Annotated in this window: 16 protein-coding genes; 9 read left to right on the top strand and 7 right to left on the bottom strand. The window is 52.1% G+C overall.

Annotation, left to right across the window (positions count from 1 at the left end):
- Window positions 1–264 precede the first annotated feature (264 nt).
- The 6 genes from LVQ79_RS06635 (at window position 265) to LVQ79_RS06610 (ending at window position 6,402) form a co-directional block, all read left to right on the top strand.
- Window positions 265–1,515, top strand: coding sequence for an MFS transporter (locus LVQ79_RS06635; RefSeq protein WP_232864343.1), 1,251 nt, complete (start codon window positions 265–267; stop codon window positions 1,513–1,515).
- 94 nt (window positions 1,516–1,609) lie between these two features.
- Window positions 1,610–2,941, top strand: a complete 1,332-nt coding sequence (hisD, locus tag LVQ79_RS06630; protein WP_232864342.1) for a histidinol dehydrogenase — start codon at window positions 1,610–1,612, stop codon at window positions 2,939–2,941.
- Window positions 2,941–3,708 carry an SDR family NAD(P)-dependent oxidoreductase gene (locus LVQ79_RS06625; protein ID WP_232864341.1) on the top strand — a complete coding sequence of 256 codons (768 nt, stop codon included), beginning with the start codon at window positions 2,941–2,943 and terminating at the stop codon, window positions 3,706–3,708. The genes hisD and LVQ79_RS06625 overlap by 1 nt, the downstream gene beginning before the upstream one ends.
- Window positions 3,705–4,436 carry an alpha/beta fold hydrolase gene (locus LVQ79_RS06620; protein WP_232864340.1) on the top strand — a complete coding sequence of 244 codons (732 nt, stop codon included), beginning with the start codon at window positions 3,705–3,707 and terminating at the stop codon, window positions 4,434–4,436. Before LVQ79_RS06625 ends, LVQ79_RS06620 begins: the two co-directional genes overlap by 4 nt.
- Entirely contained in the window at window positions 4,433–5,224 is a 792-nt protein-coding gene (locus LVQ79_RS06615; RefSeq protein ID WP_232864339.1) for an HpcH/HpaI aldolase family protein, read from the top strand. The genes LVQ79_RS06620 and LVQ79_RS06615 overlap by 4 nt, the downstream gene beginning before the upstream one ends.
- Before the next feature lie 11 nt (window positions 5,225–5,235).
- Entirely contained in the window at window positions 5,236–6,402 is a 1,167-nt protein-coding gene (locus LVQ79_RS06610) for a cupin domain-containing protein (RefSeq protein ID WP_232864338.1), read from the top strand.
- Between the two features lie 58 nt (window positions 6,403–6,460).
- Here LVQ79_RS06610 and LVQ79_RS06605 read toward each other — a convergent pair whose 3' ends face one another.
- Window positions 6,461–6,667, bottom strand: coding sequence for a hypothetical protein (locus tag LVQ79_RS06605; protein ID WP_232864337.1), 207 nt, complete (start codon window positions 6,665–6,667; stop codon window positions 6,461–6,463).
- 273 nt (window positions 6,668–6,940) lie between these two features.
- On the opposite strand from LVQ79_RS06605, the gene ynhH reads away from it, so the two are divergent.
- From ynhH to LVQ79_RS06595, 3 genes are all read left to right on the top strand, one after another.
- Window positions 6,941–7,165: a protein YnhH gene (gene ynhH, locus LVQ79_RS22650; RefSeq protein WP_502258292.1), complete on the top strand. Its 225-nt coding sequence runs from the start codon at window positions 6,941–6,943 to the stop codon at window positions 7,163–7,165.
- Window positions 7,162–8,574, top strand: coding sequence for a pyruvate kinase PykF (gene pykF, locus LVQ79_RS06600; RefSeq protein WP_034455914.1), 1,413 nt, complete (start codon window positions 7,162–7,164; stop codon window positions 8,572–8,574). Before ynhH ends, pykF begins: the two co-directional genes overlap by 4 nt.
- Before the next feature lie 307 nt (window positions 8,575–8,881).
- Window positions 8,882–9,118, top strand: a complete 237-nt coding sequence (locus LVQ79_RS06595) for a major outer membrane lipoprotein (RefSeq protein WP_034455915.1) — start codon at window positions 8,882–8,884, stop codon at window positions 9,116–9,118.
- Window positions 9,119–9,192: 74 nt separating this feature from the next.
- Here LVQ79_RS06595 and ldtE read toward each other — a convergent pair whose 3' ends face one another.
- From ldtE to sufB, 6 genes are all read right to left on the bottom strand, one after another.
- The gene (ldtE, locus tag LVQ79_RS06590; protein ID WP_232864336.1) at window positions 9,193–10,242 is read right to left on the bottom strand and encodes a L,D-transpeptidase LdtE; all 1,050 of its coding nucleotides are present in this window, start codon (window positions 10,240–10,242) and stop codon (window positions 9,193–9,195) included.
- 100 nt (window positions 10,243–10,342) lie between these two features.
- Window positions 10,343–10,759 (bottom strand): cysteine desulfuration protein SufE, encoded by a 417-nt coding sequence (sufE, locus tag LVQ79_RS06585; RefSeq protein WP_232864335.1) that lies wholly within the window; start codon window positions 10,757–10,759, stop codon window positions 10,343–10,345.
- A gap of 13 nt (window positions 10,760–10,772) precedes the next feature.
- The gene (sufS, locus tag LVQ79_RS06580; RefSeq protein WP_232864334.1) at window positions 10,773–11,993 is read right to left on the bottom strand and encodes a cysteine desulfurase SufS; all 1,221 of its coding nucleotides are present in this window, start codon (window positions 11,991–11,993) and stop codon (window positions 10,773–10,775) included.
- A complete protein-coding gene (sufD, locus tag LVQ79_RS06575) occupies window positions 11,990–13,270 on the bottom strand; it encodes a Fe-S cluster assembly protein SufD (protein WP_232864333.1) in 1,281 nt (426 codons plus the stop codon). The genes sufS and sufD overlap by 4 nt, the downstream gene beginning before the upstream one ends.
- Window positions 13,245–13,991, bottom strand: a complete 747-nt coding sequence (gene sufC, locus LVQ79_RS06570; protein WP_232864332.1) for a Fe-S cluster assembly ATPase SufC — start codon at window positions 13,989–13,991, stop codon at window positions 13,245–13,247. Before sufC ends, sufD begins: the two co-directional genes overlap by 26 nt.
- 16 nt (window positions 13,992–14,007) lie before the next feature.
- Complete coding sequence (sufB, locus tag LVQ79_RS06565; protein ID WP_232864331.1) at window positions 14,008–15,492, bottom strand: Fe-S cluster assembly protein SufB; 1,485 nt, start codon at window positions 15,490–15,492, stop codon at window positions 14,008–14,010.
- Window positions 15,493–15,500 lie beyond the last annotated feature (8 nt).

Genomic DNA, 15,500 nt, shown 5'->3' with positions numbered 1-15,500 from the left:
CCGCATCCCACTGGAATGCCTGTTTTTTATACTTACACCATCTTTGCATGCGTATGCAACAGACAAAATTATTTTTTTCACATTTACACTATCGACCTTTACAAAATTGAAACCTTTTCGTAACTTCAATTTTTGAATACGTATGCAGAAGACAAAAAATACGCCGTCAATTTTACCGGTGACGCAAGTGAGCGACAAAGGATTGCACCGGTTAATGCCGTACTTGATTGGTTACAACCCATTAATATTTAAGAGGTTCACCACATGTTTCGTGCACTCTTTAGTCGTTCCGAAGTCAGACTGTTTTTTACCATTAGCGTGCTGTTCTTCATTTGCATCCACAGTATTGATGCCTTCCTCGCCCCGATGTTAATCAGCGAAGGAATGCAGCCTGAAGTGGTGGGAATGATTATGGGAGCCAGCGGATTAGCAACGTTGTTCGTGCGCTTCCCGATTGGCATTTTGTCCGATGTGGTAAAAAGCCGAAAAATCTTTATCCAGTTCAGCCTGCTGCTGCCGCTGGTGACCTGGCCGATTGCTTACTTCGAGCCTAACGCCACCACGCTGTACCTGGCAAAAGCGGCCGATGGTTTCACGGCCGCCACCTGGGTGCTCTATAACATTCTGTTTATCCGTTACTTTGATAAGAAAGACGCTCCCGCTGCCGTTGCTTTACTGGCACTGGCCGGGCCGCTGGGCGTGTTCCTTGGCAACTGTATCGGCGGTTTGTTAATGCACTTCTTTGATAAAAACATCGGCTATTTTATTTCAAGCATTGCGGCAATGCTCGCGCTTGTGCTGACCTTCCGCATTAAAGAAATTCACGATGCCGCCCGCGCACCAACGCTGAAAGCCTGCCTGACCAGCGCAAAGCGCCAGCTGGCGGATCCCTCGGTCTGGTTTATCGGCTTACTGGCGACGATTGTTATTCTCGTGCCGTTTGCGACACGCGACACGCTGACGCCAATTTACGCGCAGCAGCTCGGCGCAAAAGCGGGGATTCTGACTCTGCTCAGCAATATTCATCTGATTTTCTACGCGCTGGCTATCGCCCTGTGTAGTTCGGTCTTTTATAAGCGCCTGGGCCTGGTGAACACCGCTGTGATCGGCATTATTCTGCAGGTGATTTCCAGTATCGGTATTCCCTTCACCAGCAATATGTATCTCATTTATTTCTTACAGGCGATGGCGGGCTTCTCGTTCGGCATGGCGTTCGCGGTGTTTATGTCGTTGAGCGTGGTGAACACGGTTGAAGATGAGCAGTCCACGCGCATGGGCTTGTTCCAGACCATTTACTCCGTCGGCATGTTTATTGGCCCCGTCGCCATGGGCTTAATGCTGCAACATATTAATCTGTCGTCGGGTTATCTGGTGATTGGCGCGCTTTGCGTGGTGGCTGCATTCTTGACGCCGATGGCGGCTCGCAGCGTGGAGCAACGCCAGATTAGAGCGACACAAAGAAATATGCCGAAAGTTTCATCCGCACAGGAATATGCCAATAAGACCAGCCAGTAAATGTAATACGTCACACTTTATTTAATCCGATTCGACCCATTCACCCGCTTTGCCGGGCGGGACAGTTACGCATATAAAAGGAAAGGAGAGCGTCATGGCGCAATATTTAAAAACCAGTAAATCTTTATCTGAACGTCAGCAGGCCAATAAACAAATCAGTATTGTGGTTGAAAATACGCTGGCAGATATTGAACAACGCGGTAACGAAGCGATTCGTGAGTTATCCATTAAGTTCGATAATTACGACCGCCAGGATTACCGTTTATCGCAAAGTGAAATTAATGCCTGCATTAAACAGTTAAGCCGCCAGGATATTAAAGATATTGAATTTGCCCAGCAGCAAGTTTTCAACTTTGCCACGGCGCAAAAAGGCTGCCTGACGGATCTGGAAATTGAAACGCGCCCCGGCGTTATTCTCGGCCACAAGAATATTCCGATTAATGCCGTCGGATGTTATGTGCCAGGCGGTAAATATCCGCTATTAGCCTCCGCGCATATGTCGATTATTACCGCCAACGTCGCGGGCTGTTCGCGCATTATTAGCTGTGCTCCGCCGTTTAATGGCCGCCCTGCCCCGGCAATTGTTGCCGCTCAGGCAATGGCGGGTGCAACCGAGATCTACGCGCTCGGCGGGATTCAGGCGATTGGCGCGATGGCACTCGGCACCGACACTATCGCGCCTGTCGATATGCTGGTCGGCCCCGGTAACGCATTTGTGGCGGAGGCCAAACGTCAGCTGTTTGGCCGCGTGGGAATCGACCTGTTCGCCGGGCCAACGGAAACGCTGGTGATTGCCGATGAAAGTGTCGATGCCGAAATGTGTGCCACCGACCTGCTCGGCCAGGCCGAACACGGCGTGACGACTCCGGCCATTCTCCTCACCAACTCGCTGAAACTGGCTCAGGAAACGATGCGTGAAGTTGAGCGCCTGCTGACGCAGCTGCCAACCGCGGAAATTGCCCGCCAGGCGTGGCGCGACTACGGCGAAGTGATTGTCTGCGACAGCTACGAAGAGATGTTGCAGGAAGCCGACCGCATCGCCTCCGAACATGTGCAGGTGATGACTACCCGCGACGACTGGTTCCTCGCCAACATGACCAACTTTGGCGCGCTGTTCCTCGGGCCGCGCACCAACGTCGCCTATGGCGATAAAGTCATCGGCACCAACCACACCCTGCCAACGCAGAAAGCCGCGCGTTATACCGGCGGTTTGTGGGTCGGAAAATTCATGAAAACCTGCACCTGGCAGAAAGTGCTGAGCGATGAAGCCTCCACGGAAATTGGCAGCTACTGCTCGCGCCTGTGCCAGCTGGAAGGTTTTTCCGGCCATGCGGAACAGGCCAATATTCGCGTGCGCCGCTACGGCAATCAGGATGTGCCTTACGCAGGCACCGTTCCGGCGGTGGATATCGAGAAGGCATCGTAATGATGGCGCTTCCTTGCACACCGGAATTTCGCCTTGATAGCCAGCGGGCGTTAGTCACCGGCGGCTCCCGTGGCATCGGTTTTGCCGCAGCCATCGCGCTGGCGCGTGCCGGTGCGCAGGTGTGGATTATCGCCCGCCAGCCCGAACAGCTTGACGAGGCGGTCAAAAGTGCCGCTGCAGAAGGCCTGCAATTACACAGCGTGGCGCTGGATATTACCGATACCGCGCAGGTTGGCAAAACGCTGGCGGAGTTACCGGGCTTCGACATTCTGGTAAACAGCGCCGGGCTTGCGCGCCATCAGCCTTTCCTTGAAGTGAGTGCAGAGAATTTTGATGCGGTGATGGCGCTGAATTTGCGAGCCACTTTCTTTGTCAGTCAGCAAGTCGCTCGCAGCATGAAGCTGCGCCAGGTCGCCGGTTCAATCATTCATATTTCCTCGCAGATGGGCCATGTCGGCGGGCCGCAGCGCAGCGTCTATTGTGCGTCGAAGTTTGCCCTCGAAGGATTGACCAAAACTATGGCGCTGGAGCTTGGCGAATCGGGCATTCGCGTGAATACGCTGTGCCCGACGTTTATTGAAACTGAACTGTCGCGCGCCAATCTGGCCGATCCTGCTTTCAGTCAATACGTGCTGGATAACATTAAGCTGAAACGGCTGGGAACGCTGGAGGATGTGATGGGGCCGGTTGTGTTTCTCGCCTCGCCTGCTGCGGCAATGATTACCGGCACGTCGTTAATGGTCGACGGCGGATGGACGGCAACATGAATACTTCTCCTTTGCTGGAAAATCATGATACGCCGCTGATTTTGCTCGGCGGAACGCTTTGCAACGGGAGGCTGTGGCAGCCGCTCGTCGAGCAGCTGAATGTCGCACATTATAGCTGCGTCACGCTCAGCGGCGGCGATTCGGCTCACGCGCTGGCAAAGCAATTGCTTGAGGTACTACCGCCACGTTTCTGCCTGGCGGGATTTTCCCTCGGCGCGATGGTCGCGCTGGAAATGGTGGCGCAGGCTCCGCAACGAATTGCCGGGCTGGCGTTGTTGTCCATCAACCCGCTGCGGGATCTGCCGGAAAATGCGACCACGCGCCGGGCGGCAATAAAGGAAGCGGCAAGCCAGGGGATCGCATCGTGGCTCACTAAAAATATGTGGGCGAAGTATGTCGCGCCGCATCGTCTGGATGACGCGGCACTTCATCAAAAGGTTGTTCAGATGGCGGAGGAATGCGGCCTCGACGTTTTTGCAAGCCAGACGGAAGTGGCGATTTCCCGCGATGATCATCGCGCAGCGCTGGCCGCTTTTACCGCGCCGATTCTGATAATCAACGGCGCTTATGACGCCATTTGTACCCCACAGCATCATCAGGCGGCTGCCGCTGCCGCCCCGCAATCCCGCTGGTTAACGCTGCCGGAAAGCGGCCATTTCCTTCCCCTTGAATCACCGCAGTTAGTGGCAATCGCCCTGCGCAACTGGATACAGGAGTCAGCATTATGAGAAAAAATCCGCTCAAAGCGGCCTTTCGCCAGCAGCAACCGGTTATTAACGGCTGGCTGGCGATCCCATCGGGCTACAGCGCCGAAATCGTCGGGCATCAGGGTTATGACTCGGTCACCGTCGATATGCAGCACGGCATGATTGATTTCGCCAGCGCGCTGTCGATGCTGCAGGCGATTTCCGCGACGCCTGCCACTCCGCTGGCGCGCGTGAACACTAACGAACCGGCGCAAATTATGCGTCTGCTTGATGCGGGTGCCTGGGGAATTATCTGCCCGATGATTTCAACGCCTGAACAAGCCCAGCAGTTTGTTTCAGCCTGCCGCTACCCGCCGCTTGGCAACCGCTCTTTTGGCCCGGCGCGCGCCCTTTTATACGGCGGCAAAGATTATCCGCAGTATGCCAACGAAGAGATCCTGACGCTGGCGATGATTGAAACCCGCGAAGGGCTGCAAAACCTCGATGCGATTCTGGATACCGACGGGCTGGACGGCGTGTTTATCGGGCCGAACGATCTTTCTTTAACGCTCACCGGCAGCGCGAGCGCCGAGTCGCAGCACCCGGAAATGCTGGCGGCGATTGAGTTAGTGCTCAGCCGCTGTCGCGCCCATAACAAGCTCGCCGGGATTTTTTGCACTTCCGGGCAGGCCGCCGCGAATCGCATTGCCCAAGGCTTTAACTTCGTCACTCCGGCGAATGACGTTATGCAGCTTGGCAGCGCGTCACGTACCGCTATCGCCGCCGCGCGCGGTGAAACCCCGCCAGCCAGTGGCGCATCTGGATATTAATGGAGAACATTATGCAAACCATCACTCTGACCCAGGAAGAAGCCCAGCGCCGTCTGGTGCGCCCTGAAGATCGCGTTTCCTGTAGCGTGGCATTTATTGACTGCAAGTTGCCGGGATCGCACCTCAAACAAAACTATTCATTTATTGGCCCAGGCGTGACTCAGTCGGCTTCGCAGGTGGTGAATATTCCCGAGCCGCACGGTTTTAATATCGGTGCGGCGGCGATGCCAAAAGGCGTGACCAATAATTTGCATCTGCATTTCACTGCCGAAGTGTTTTTGATTCATGAAGGGAGCTGGCGTTTCCGCTGGGGCGCTAACGGCGAGCATCAGGCAGAATTTAGCGCTCCGGCGATTTTGTCGATTCCGACGTGGATTTTCCGTGGCTTTACCAACGTCAGCCCAACGGATACCTGCGGCATGGTGTTCACCGTATTGGGCGGTAATAACACCGGCGGGATTATCTGGCATCCGTCGATTCTCGACGCGGCTCGCGAATACGGCCTGTATCTGAGCCGCGATAATATGCTGATTGATGTGGAAGCCGGGGGAAAAGTCCCTGACGAAGCCGATTTGTTACAGCCGCTGGGCGCGGAGCATATCGCCGCACTACGCGATTATTCCGTAGAGGAAATGAGCCAGCGTGCGGTGACGGGCGAGCAGCGGAAATGGTCGGCAAACGCGCTGCTGGATTCGGTTTTGCCGGGCCACGGTGGCGAAATCGCACCGGTGATTGGCTACGGAATTTCGCAAGATCTGCATAACACGCCGCCAATGCTTAACCCGCACGGATTCTCCGTGGAGTGGTTGCGCATTCAGCACGACAATCACATTGGCCTGCACTGCTGCCCGGATGTTCAGGTTTTGATGGTGTTTAAAGGGACGCTGGAAGTGACGTGGAATCGCCCTGGCGAAGAAGTGACGATTGTGGGTGAAGAAGGTTCGGTGATTTCTGTGCCTGCGGGGAGCAGGCGTAAATACCGCGCGGTTGACGGCGTGATGGAAGCGACGCTGACGACGCAGGGCGATCATCGTAAAAAAATCTACTGGGATGCAGAAATTATTGAGCAGGCGCTGGCGAGGGATCGCTGTATCGATCCCGATGGCTATGTGGCTACGGCAAGTATTCTGCCTGCAACCGCACGCCGGGCGGGTGAGAAAATAGCTCGCGCGTTGTAGGAAAGCTTCTCATTATATTGCAGGGATGCATGGCGGCTGAAAGAAACCGCGTGACGGCTTACTTCTGAGCGGTTACGCGGCCTGCAAGCGTTGAGAGGTCGTTATCGGGGAATGGGCTTTCCATGGAAAAGTCCCATTCTTGCGCAGCACAAACACCGTCACTGTTGCCGTGGTTCTCACATTGCGCAATCCGTTTCGCCGGGGCATTCCCACAAGCAACAAAAAAAGCAACAGCGATGACAGCAGGAACCATAAACTTAATCATTAATCTTTTTCTTCATTAAATAAAAACCTCGAATGAGGAGGACTGCCTGGGTATTGATTAACTCATTCAAAAAAATATTATATTATACAAATATATTTTAAGTAAATTTTCTTCTCAGGAAAAAATTGATTTATCCGTTTTTGCCCACCAATTTCATTCATGTTTTTGTAACCCACCGATAACACCTCGCTGTATTTATGTGCATTCTGAATTTGAAACAGCGTTTTCAATTCCTTTCGGTGCAAGTTACCTCTATAATGTGCGCGTCTTGACTTGAATGGTTTCAGCGCATTGAACTGTCCTAATATACTAGAAAGCAATCAATATCCCCGGCAGGCTGAACCGCAAGCACACTTTCCTCTGCACGCTTTATTTCTGTCACCTATCCTTACCGGGTGGCACATGAACAATACCAGCTTTAGTTTGCGCTCCGGCGCCCGTATCGACCGGAACCGAATTTTCACAATCCTTCTCAACTTACAGATAAGACTGTCATGAAAAAGACTAAAATTGTTTGCACCATCGGTCCAAAAACCGAATCCGAAGAAATGCTGAGCAAAATGCTTGATGCTGGCATGAACGTTATGCGTCTGAACTTCTCCCACGGTGACTACGAAGAACACGGTCAGCGTATCAAGAACCTGCGCAACGTGATGGAAAAGTCTGGTAAGAAAGCAGCTATCCTGCTGGACACCAAAGGTCCTGAAATCCGCACAATCAAACTGGAAGGCGGCAACGACGTCTCCCTGAAAGCGGGCCAGACCTTTACTTTCACCACTGACAAAACTGTTGTGGGTAACAGCGATATCGTTGCTGTAACTTACGAAGGTTTCACCAGCGACCTGAGCGTGGGCAACACCGTACTGGTAGACGATGGTCTGATCGGTATGGAAGTGACTGCAATCGAAGGCAAAAACGTTGTTTGTAAAGTACTGAACAACGGCGACCTGGGCGAAAACAAAGGTGTTAACCTGCCAGGCGTTTCCATCGCTCTGCCAGCACTGGCTGAAAAAGACAAGCAAGACCTGGTGTTCGGTTGCGAGCAAGGCGTTGACTTCGTTGCTGCGTCCTTTATCCGTAAACGTTCTGACGTTGTTGAAATCCGTGAGCACTTAAAAGCTCATGGCGGCGAAAACATCCAGATCATCTCCAAAATCGAAAACCAGGAAGGCCTGAACAACTTCGACGAAATCCTCGAAGCTTCTGACGGCATCATGGTTGCTCGTGGTGACCTGGGCGTTGAAATCCCAGTTGAAGAAGTTATCTTCGCTCAGAAGATGATGATCGAGAAATGTGTTCGCGCTCGTAAAGTTGTCATCACTGCAACTCAGATGCTCGACTCCATGATCAAAAACCCACGCCCTACCCGTGCAGAAGCTGGTGACGTGGCTAACGCCATCATCGACGGCACCGACGCAGTAATGCTGTCTGGTGAGTCTGCTAAAGGTAAATACCCACTGGAAGCTGTGACCATCATGGCTACCATCTGTGAGCGTACTGACCGCGTGATGACCAGCCGTCTGGATAACAATCAAGACAGCCGTAAACTGCGTATCACTGAAGCAGTTTGCCGTGGTGCAGTAGAAACTGCAGAAAAACTGGACGCTCCAGTTGTTGTTGTTGCGACTCAAGGCGGTAAATCTGCTAAAGCTGTGCGCAAATACTTCCCTAACGCAACTATCCTGGCTCTGACCACCAACGAAGTAACTGCTCGCCAGTTAGTTCTGAGCAAAGGCGTTGTTCCTCAGCTGGTGAAAGAAATCGCATCTACTGATGATTTCTACCGTCTGGGTAAAGAAGTTGCACTGGAGAGCGGTCTGGCTCGTAAAGGCGACATCGTAGTGATGGTTTCTGGTGCTCTGGTACCAAGTGGCACCACCAATACTGCGTCTGTTCACGTACTGTAAATTTCCTGTGAACGAATAATTTGCTTAAAAAGCGCCTTCGGGCGCTTTTTTTATTCGGTTAAATAGACAATCCGCACTAAAAAGCAAATCGGCTTGCTCTATTTAAGTCGCATTTTAGTAAGATGAATCCGATTAAAATCCTCTGTTTTTTCTATTTTTTTTAGATTTTAGCCCCGGTTCGGTGTTTCTTTGAGCGAACGATCAAATTTAAGTGCATTCCCATCAAAAATTTATTCTCAAGATAAAAAAGTTTGTGTAATACTTGTAACGCTACATGGAGATTAACTCAATCTAGAGGGTATTAATAATGAATCGTACTAAACTGGTACTGGGCGCGGTAATCCTGGCTTCTACTATGCTGGCAGGTTGTTCTTCTAATGCTAAAATCGATCAACTGTCTTCTGACGTTCAGACTCTGAACGCTAAAGTTGACCAGCTGAGCAACGACGTGAACGCAATGCGTTCTGACGTTCAAGCTGCTAAAGACGACGCAGCACGCGCTAACCAGCGTCTGGACAACCAAGCTCACTCTTACCGTAAGTAAGAGTACTTGTATTAAAATGGCGCACATTGTGCGCCATTTTTTTGCCTGAAATTCCTGCAACTCAAAATACCCCGCTAATTCATCACCACGCTGCTTTGCCCACTTATCACACTTGCACCACTACTTGTTACGGGCGCACTGCCTGTCGTCGTCCTGACGCTCTGTATAGGCGTGATATTGACCGGTTGCGACGGTACACCCTGCGGTGCATTCACCAGTACCGGATAACCCGCTCGCCGTGATATGGCACTATCAACCTGCGCCTTATCGCTCATTGGGTTGTCGATAAACGAACCGAACGAGGCTGAAATGGCAATCGGGACGGTTTGTGGGTTTTCCCAATCGTTGCGCGACAGCGGTTGATGAACTTCCACAAAACGCCGGCCATCCGGCTCAATGCTATATTTCACCGGTTCATTGATGATTTGCACACGCGTGCCCCAGGCGACCTGGCTGAATAACGCTTTAATATCTGGCGCTCGCATACGCATACAACCCGAACTCACGCGCAAACCGATACTATTACGCGCGTTGGTGCCATGAATCAGGTATTCACCACCGCCCTGCTCGAGGCGCAAAGCATAACGCCCAAGAGGGTTATTTGGACCCGCAGGCACCACAGCAGGCAGCGTAATACCTTGAGCCGCTGAGCGCGCGCGAATGTTAGCAGTTGGTGTCCAGGTTGGATTTGGGATCTTTTGGCTGATACGGGTCACCATCACGGGAGTTTCACGCCCCAGTTGACCAATCCCCAATGGATAAACCTCAACACGATTCTGTCCTGGCGGATAGTAATAGAGCCGTAACTCAGCAAGGTTAATAACAATTCCCTCACGTGGCGTATCCGGGAGGAGCATTTGTGAAGGAATAGTCAGTTCACTGCCGGGTTTAGGCAGGAATGGGTCAACGGTATTATTCGCCTCAAGAAGAAGTAACACGCCGGTATTATATTTTGCAGCGACTGTTTCGAGATTTTTACCGTCATTAGGCACAATATAAGTTTGATTCTCACCGATTATCCGACTGCCCGGTGGCGGGAGTAAATAATCGACAGCCCACGCCGACTGGCTTGCCGCCAGAGCGCTAATTAAAAATAATGTTATTTGAGAGAACGCGCGTTTCATACTGAATTCCTGTATTCACCGGCTGAATGCCGGAATGCTGAAAGCCATGCGAGGCAATGAAATTACCTCGCGTTAACAGGATGAAAGCTGTTCTTTGAGTTTAGCTAAGATTGGCGGCTTTGGTACGAATAGCGCGGATCATTGCTTCAAGCCCTTGCGAGCGCGAGGGGGTAAGATGTTGAGCCAGTTCAAGTTTCTCAAACCAGGGGCGCACATCAAACGCGACAATATCCTGCGCAGTCATCTTTTGGTAGAGAATAAATACGATAGCAATCAGCCCCTTGACTATCGCGGCATCGCTATCACCCTCAAGCGTAATTACACCATCAGGCTGTTGATGGATAACAATCCACACCTGACTCTGACAGCCCTGAATAATGTTTTCTGCTTTATGCTCAGCTTGCGGCAACTCCGGGAGGCGCGCGCCCAGCTCTATGATGTAGAGATATTTCTCTTCCCAATTGCTGCACCGACTAAAGTTTTTCAGCAGTTTTTCTTTATCTGGCAACGTAGCCATGGCTTGCTCCCTGTTAGCCCAAAAGGCGATGAATCCGCTGTAAACCAGCCACCAGGCGATCCACCTCTTCTTCGGTGTTGTACATAGCAAATGAAGCGCGGCACATTGCTGGCACTTTGTAGAACGCCATCAGCGGCATCGCACAATGGTGGCCGGTGCGCACTGCAATGCCGTAATTATCGAGGAAACTTCCCACGTCATATGCATGATGTTTACCGAGATTGAAGGCGATAACCCCAAGACGATGTTCAGGCCCGTAGATGGTTAAATCGGGAACCGCTTGTAACGCCTGCTGTGCGTAGCGCATCAGAGAGTGCTCATACTCGCTCACCTCGGCAAGATTGAGGCTTTCTACGTAGCGTAGAGCGGCCCCCAGCCCGATAATCCCGGCAGTGTTTGGCGTACCCGCCTCAAAACGCCACGGGGCTGCGGCATAAGTGGTGCCTTCCGTCAGGCTGACGTTGGCAATCATTGACCCGCCCCCTTCCCATGGCGGCATCTTTTGCAGGATTTCTTCACGCGCATACAACACGCCAATCCCCGTCGGTCCATAAATTTTGTGACCGGAGAAAAGATAGAAATCGCAATCCATCGCCTGCACATCAATGGCATGGTGCATGATGGCCTGTGCACCATCCACCAGCACTTTTACGCCAGCCTGATGAGCAGTGGCAATCATCTCACGTACCGGGTTTTCCGTACCCAGTACATTCGAAACCTGAGTAATAGCCAGCAGTTTTGTGCGCTCATCAATTAGCGTTGGGAAGACATCCAGCTGCAACGTGCCGTCTTGATTCAATGGAATCACGCGCAGCGTCGCATCCGTCTGCTCGCAGAGCATTTGCCATGGCACGATATTGGCGTGGTGCTCCATCGCGGAAATAATGATGTTGTCACCAGCCTGGATATTGGCTCGCCCCCAGCTGTTTGCAACCAGGTTAATTCCTTCGGTTGTCCCACGCACAAAGACAATTTCTTCCGGGGTTCGTGCATTAATGAAGCCTGCCACCTGATTACGCACGTTCTCCATAAGCTGCGTAGCTTCGGCACTCAATGTGTGAATGCCGCGATGCACCGCCGCATAACCATGGCTGTAAAAATTCAGCTCGGCATCAATCACCGCCTGCGGCTTTTGCGCGCTGGCAGCACTGTCTAAATAGACCAGTGGCTGCCCATTCACTTCCCGGCTTAAAATCGGGAAATCGGCGCGTACCCGTTCTATGGAAAAACTCATGCATCGCCCCCTGCAAAGCGCTGGCCGATTCGTGCCAGAACCTGCTGTTTTAATGCCTCGTCACGAATGCTTTCCGTAAGCTCTGCGGCAAAGGCAAAAATAATCATTTGAAGTGCGGCCTGCTCTTTAATCCCGCGCGAGCGCAGATAGAACATCTGTTCATCGTCAATGCGGCCAATCGTGGCACCGTGGCTGCATTTCACGTCGTCGGCATAAATTTCCAGTTGCGGCTTGGTATCTACCTCCGCCAGACGCCCCAACAGAAGGTTATTGTTGGTCATCTGCCCGTCGGTTTTAATCGCGTACTTCGCCACTTTGATCATGCCGTTAAACACTGCGCGGCCTTTATCGCGGACAATCGTTTTATGTAACTGGCGACTGTTACAGTAGCCCTTGTTATGTTCAAGCCAGGTGCGGGTGTCGCACACTTCGTTGTTGATTGGCAGCGCCAGGCTGTTCATTCGCAGTTGTGTGTTCTCGCCATTCAATTGGGTACTGGTGTTGTGGCGTAATACCGCGGCTCCCAGCAAGAAACTGCTGCTTTCAACCGCCGCATCCTGACCAATGATTAAATCATTATGAGCAAAGTGGTAACTCTGGGCATTTTCAAAAGCCAATTTGTCATGAAGCAACTGGCTGTTTGCACCAACTTCAGCCGTAAAACGCGCCCCGGTAAAATGGGCGTGCTCATCAAGGCTGACGTAATGCTCAATCACTGTTGCCTTAGCGCCTACACCAAGCGACAAGTGGTGGCGATAATGCGCGGTATTCATCTCGCCCTGCTCACTACCCCGGCTAATATGCATCAGCAACAGTGCTTTCGCTGGGCTGTGATTACGCGCCACGCGTATATGCGTTACGGTTTCGGCGAGGCTTTCAGTGAGATGCAAAAATACTTCGCCCTGTACTGCCGCCGGTAGAGAGTCGCGAGTTTCATCCACTGTCACGTCAAAACCACTGTGGGTTAAATCATCACTCAATTGCGCATTGAAGCGCCCGTCGACAAACACCAGCCGCCACGCATCCACTGACAGCGCCAGCGCATCGCGTTGAATCTCAGTCAACTCCTCAGGCGCAGGCAAGACAAACTGGTTATTGAGCAACCCTTCCAGCGGGGTGTATTTCCAGTTTTCATTTTTGCGCGTCGGCAACCCCAGGCGCAGCATTTGCTGCATATGTTCCTGAGCTTCTTTGCTGCGTTTCTCGCCCTGTGTTTCAAACAGGTGGTGCCACTGTTGCAGGGCGTTGCTGTTACTGTTGTTCGGTAAGCCAGCCATAACCCTGCTCCTCCAGTTGTTTTACCAGACTGAAATCACCTGATTTCACGATTTTCCCCTGATACAACACATGGACAAAATCAGGTTTGATGTAGTCAAGAATGCGCTGGTAGTGCGTGACGATAATGAACGCACGGTTGCCATCACGCAGGGAATTCACCCCTTCAGCAACGATCTTCAGCGCATCAATATCCAGCCCGGAATCGGACTCGTCAAGAATACAAAGTTCTGGTTCAAGCACCGCCATTTGCAGAATATCGTTACGTTTTTTCTCACCGCCAGAGAAACCAACGTTGACCGAACGTGTCAGTAAATCCTCCGGCATTTTCAGTAATTTGATCTTCTCTTCCATCAAATCCTGGAAATCGAAACGGTCGAGCTCTTCGAGCCCGCGATATTCGCGCACCGCATTCAGCGCGGTTTGCAGGAAGAACTGGTTGCTGACGCCGGGAATTTCTACCGGGTACTGGAACGCCATAAAGATGCCTTCACCCGCGCGATCTTCAGGTGACAATTCCAACAGATCTTTGCCTTTAAAATGGACTTCACCACCGGTCACTTCATAGTCGTCGCGCCCGGCAAGTGTTGCGGAAAGCGTACTTTTCCCTGAGCCATTCGGCCCCATAATGGCGTGCACCTCGCCCGGTTTTATTTCAAGGCTTAAACCGCGCAGGATCTCTTTGTCCTCAACGCTTACCTGTAGATCTTTAATGCTCAGCATAATTTTCCCTTAATCCTTAACCAACACTGTGCTCAAGACTAATCGCTAATAATTTTTGTGCTTCCACCGCAAATTCGAGCGGCAATTCCGAGAACACGTCTTTACAGAACCCGTTGACGATCATTGAAATCGCATCGTCCTGGGCTATCCCGCGTTGCAGGCAATAGAACAACTGGTCTTCACCGATGCGCGATGTCGTCGCTTCGTGCTCGAGTTGGGCGGTATTGTTGCGGCATTCAACGTACGGGAAGGTATGCGCGCCACTGTCCGGGCCGATAAGCATCGAATCACACTGCGTAAAGTTACGGGCGTTGGTCGCCGTCGGCATGATTTTCACCAGCCCGCGATAGCTGTTCTGACTGTGCCCGGCGGAGATGCCTTTCGAGATAATCGTCGAGCGGGTGTTTTTGCCGATGTGGATCATCTTGGTTCCGGTATCCGCCTGCTGATGCCCCGCCGTCAGCGCCACCGAGAAAAATTCACCGATGGAGTTATCGCCACGCAGGATCACGCTCGGGTATTTCCAGGTAATTGCCGAACCGGTTTCTGATTGCGTCCAGGACATTTTGCTGTTCGCCCCTTCGCACAGCGCACGCTTGGTCACGAAGTTCAGAATGCCGCCGGTGTTTCCATCGCCCGGGAACCAGTTTTGCACCGTGGAATATTTCACTTCGGCATCTTTGTGGATGATGACCTCCACCACTGCGGCGTGAAGCTGGTAGCTATCGCGAACCGGCGCTGAGCACCCTTCGATATAACTGACGTAGCTGCCTTCGTCGGCCACTAAAATGGTGCGTTCAAACTGGCCGGTTTTCTCGGCATTAATGCGGAAATAAGTGGAAAGCTCCATCGGGCAGCGCACACCTTTGGGCACGTAAATAAAGGTGCCGTCGGATGCTACCGCCGCATTCAGCGCGGCAAAGAAGTTGTCGTTACTCGGAACCACTGTACCGAGATATTTTTGCACCAGATCAGGAAACTCGTGAATCGCCTCGCCAAAAGAGCAGAAAATAATGCCCTGCTCGGAGAGTTTTTCACGGTAAGTGGTCGCTACAGAAACGGAGTCAAAAATTGCATCCATGGCGATATTCGAACCTTCGCGCACCGGAACACCGAGCTGTTTAAAAGCTTCTTCCACTTCACCTGTCAGATACGCGTTGCTGCCTGGCTGCTGGACAGCGCCAGGTTGCGATTCACAATTGTCATCGCAACTGCCACACGACGGCGCGGAGTAGTAGCTGTAATCCTGATAGTTAAGCTTATCGTAATGGGCCTTCAGCCAGTGCGGCTCTTCCATTTCAAGCCATGCGCGATAGGCGCTAAGGCGAAACTCCAGCATCCACTCAGGTTCATTGCGCCGCGCAGAGATTGCCCGCACCACATCTTCGTTGATGCCGTGCGCCATTTCGTCGGTTTTTAGCTGGGTGAAAAAGCCTTCTTTATAGGAATGGCTTCCCGCCCAGGTTTGCACTTCTTCAGACGTTTCAGTGTTACGTGACATAATCCCGC

This window comes from Buttiauxella cochleicola (assembly GCF_021282405.1).
Classification (GTDB): Bacteria; Pseudomonadota; Gammaproteobacteria; order Enterobacterales; family Enterobacteriaceae; genus Buttiauxella; species Buttiauxella massiliensis.
Note: the sequence above shows the minus strand (reverse complement) of the source record. Positions and strands in the feature narration are given on the sequence as shown.

Coding starts and splice junctions, on each gene's coding strand:
- LVQ79_RS06620 (WP_232864340.1), top strand. CDS start 3,705: ATGAATACTTCTCCTTTGCTGGAAAATCATGATACGCCGCTGATTTTG.
- LVQ79_RS06635 (WP_232864343.1), top strand. CDS start 265: ATGTTTCGTGCACTCTTTAGTCGTTCCGAAGTCAGACTGTTTTTTACC.
- pykF (WP_034455914.1), top strand. CDS start 7,162: ATGAAAAAGACTAAAATTGTTTGCACCATCGGTCCAAAAACCGAATCC.
- ldtE (WP_232864336.1), bottom strand. CDS start 10,242: ATGAAACGCGCGTTCTCTCAAATAACATTATTTTTAATTAGCGCTCTG.
- LVQ79_RS06625 (WP_232864341.1), top strand. CDS start 2,941: ATGATGGCGCTTCCTTGCACACCGGAATTTCGCCTTGATAGCCAGCGG.
- LVQ79_RS06610 (WP_232864338.1), top strand. CDS start 5,236: ATGCAAACCATCACTCTGACCCAGGAAGAAGCCCAGCGCCGTCTGGTG.
- sufB (WP_232864331.1), bottom strand. CDS start 15,492: ATGTCACGTAACACTGAAACGTCTGAAGAAGTGCAAACCTGGGCGGGA.
- sufD (WP_232864333.1), bottom strand. CDS start 13,270: ATGGCTGGCTTACCGAACAACAGTAACAGCAACGCCCTGCAACAGTGG.
- sufC (WP_232864332.1), bottom strand. CDS start 13,991: ATGCTGAGCATTAAAGATCTACAGGTAAGCGTTGAGGACAAAGAGATC.
- LVQ79_RS06615 (WP_232864339.1), top strand. CDS start 4,433: ATGAGAAAAAATCCGCTCAAAGCGGCCTTTCGCCAGCAGCAACCGGTT.
- hisD (WP_232864342.1), top strand. CDS start 1,610: ATGGCGCAATATTTAAAAACCAGTAAATCTTTATCTGAACGTCAGCAG.
- LVQ79_RS06595 (WP_034455915.1), top strand. CDS start 8,882: ATGAATCGTACTAAACTGGTACTGGGCGCGGTAATCCTGGCTTCTACT.
- LVQ79_RS06605 (WP_232864337.1), bottom strand. CDS start 6,667: ATGATTAAGTTTATGGTTCCTGCTGTCATCGCTGTTGCTTTTTTTGTT.
- sufE (WP_232864335.1), bottom strand. CDS start 10,759: ATGGCTACGTTGCCAGATAAAGAAAAACTGCTGAAAAACTTTAGTCGG.
- sufS (WP_232864334.1), bottom strand. CDS start 11,993: ATGAGTTTTTCCATAGAACGGGTACGCGCCGATTTCCCGATTTTAAGC.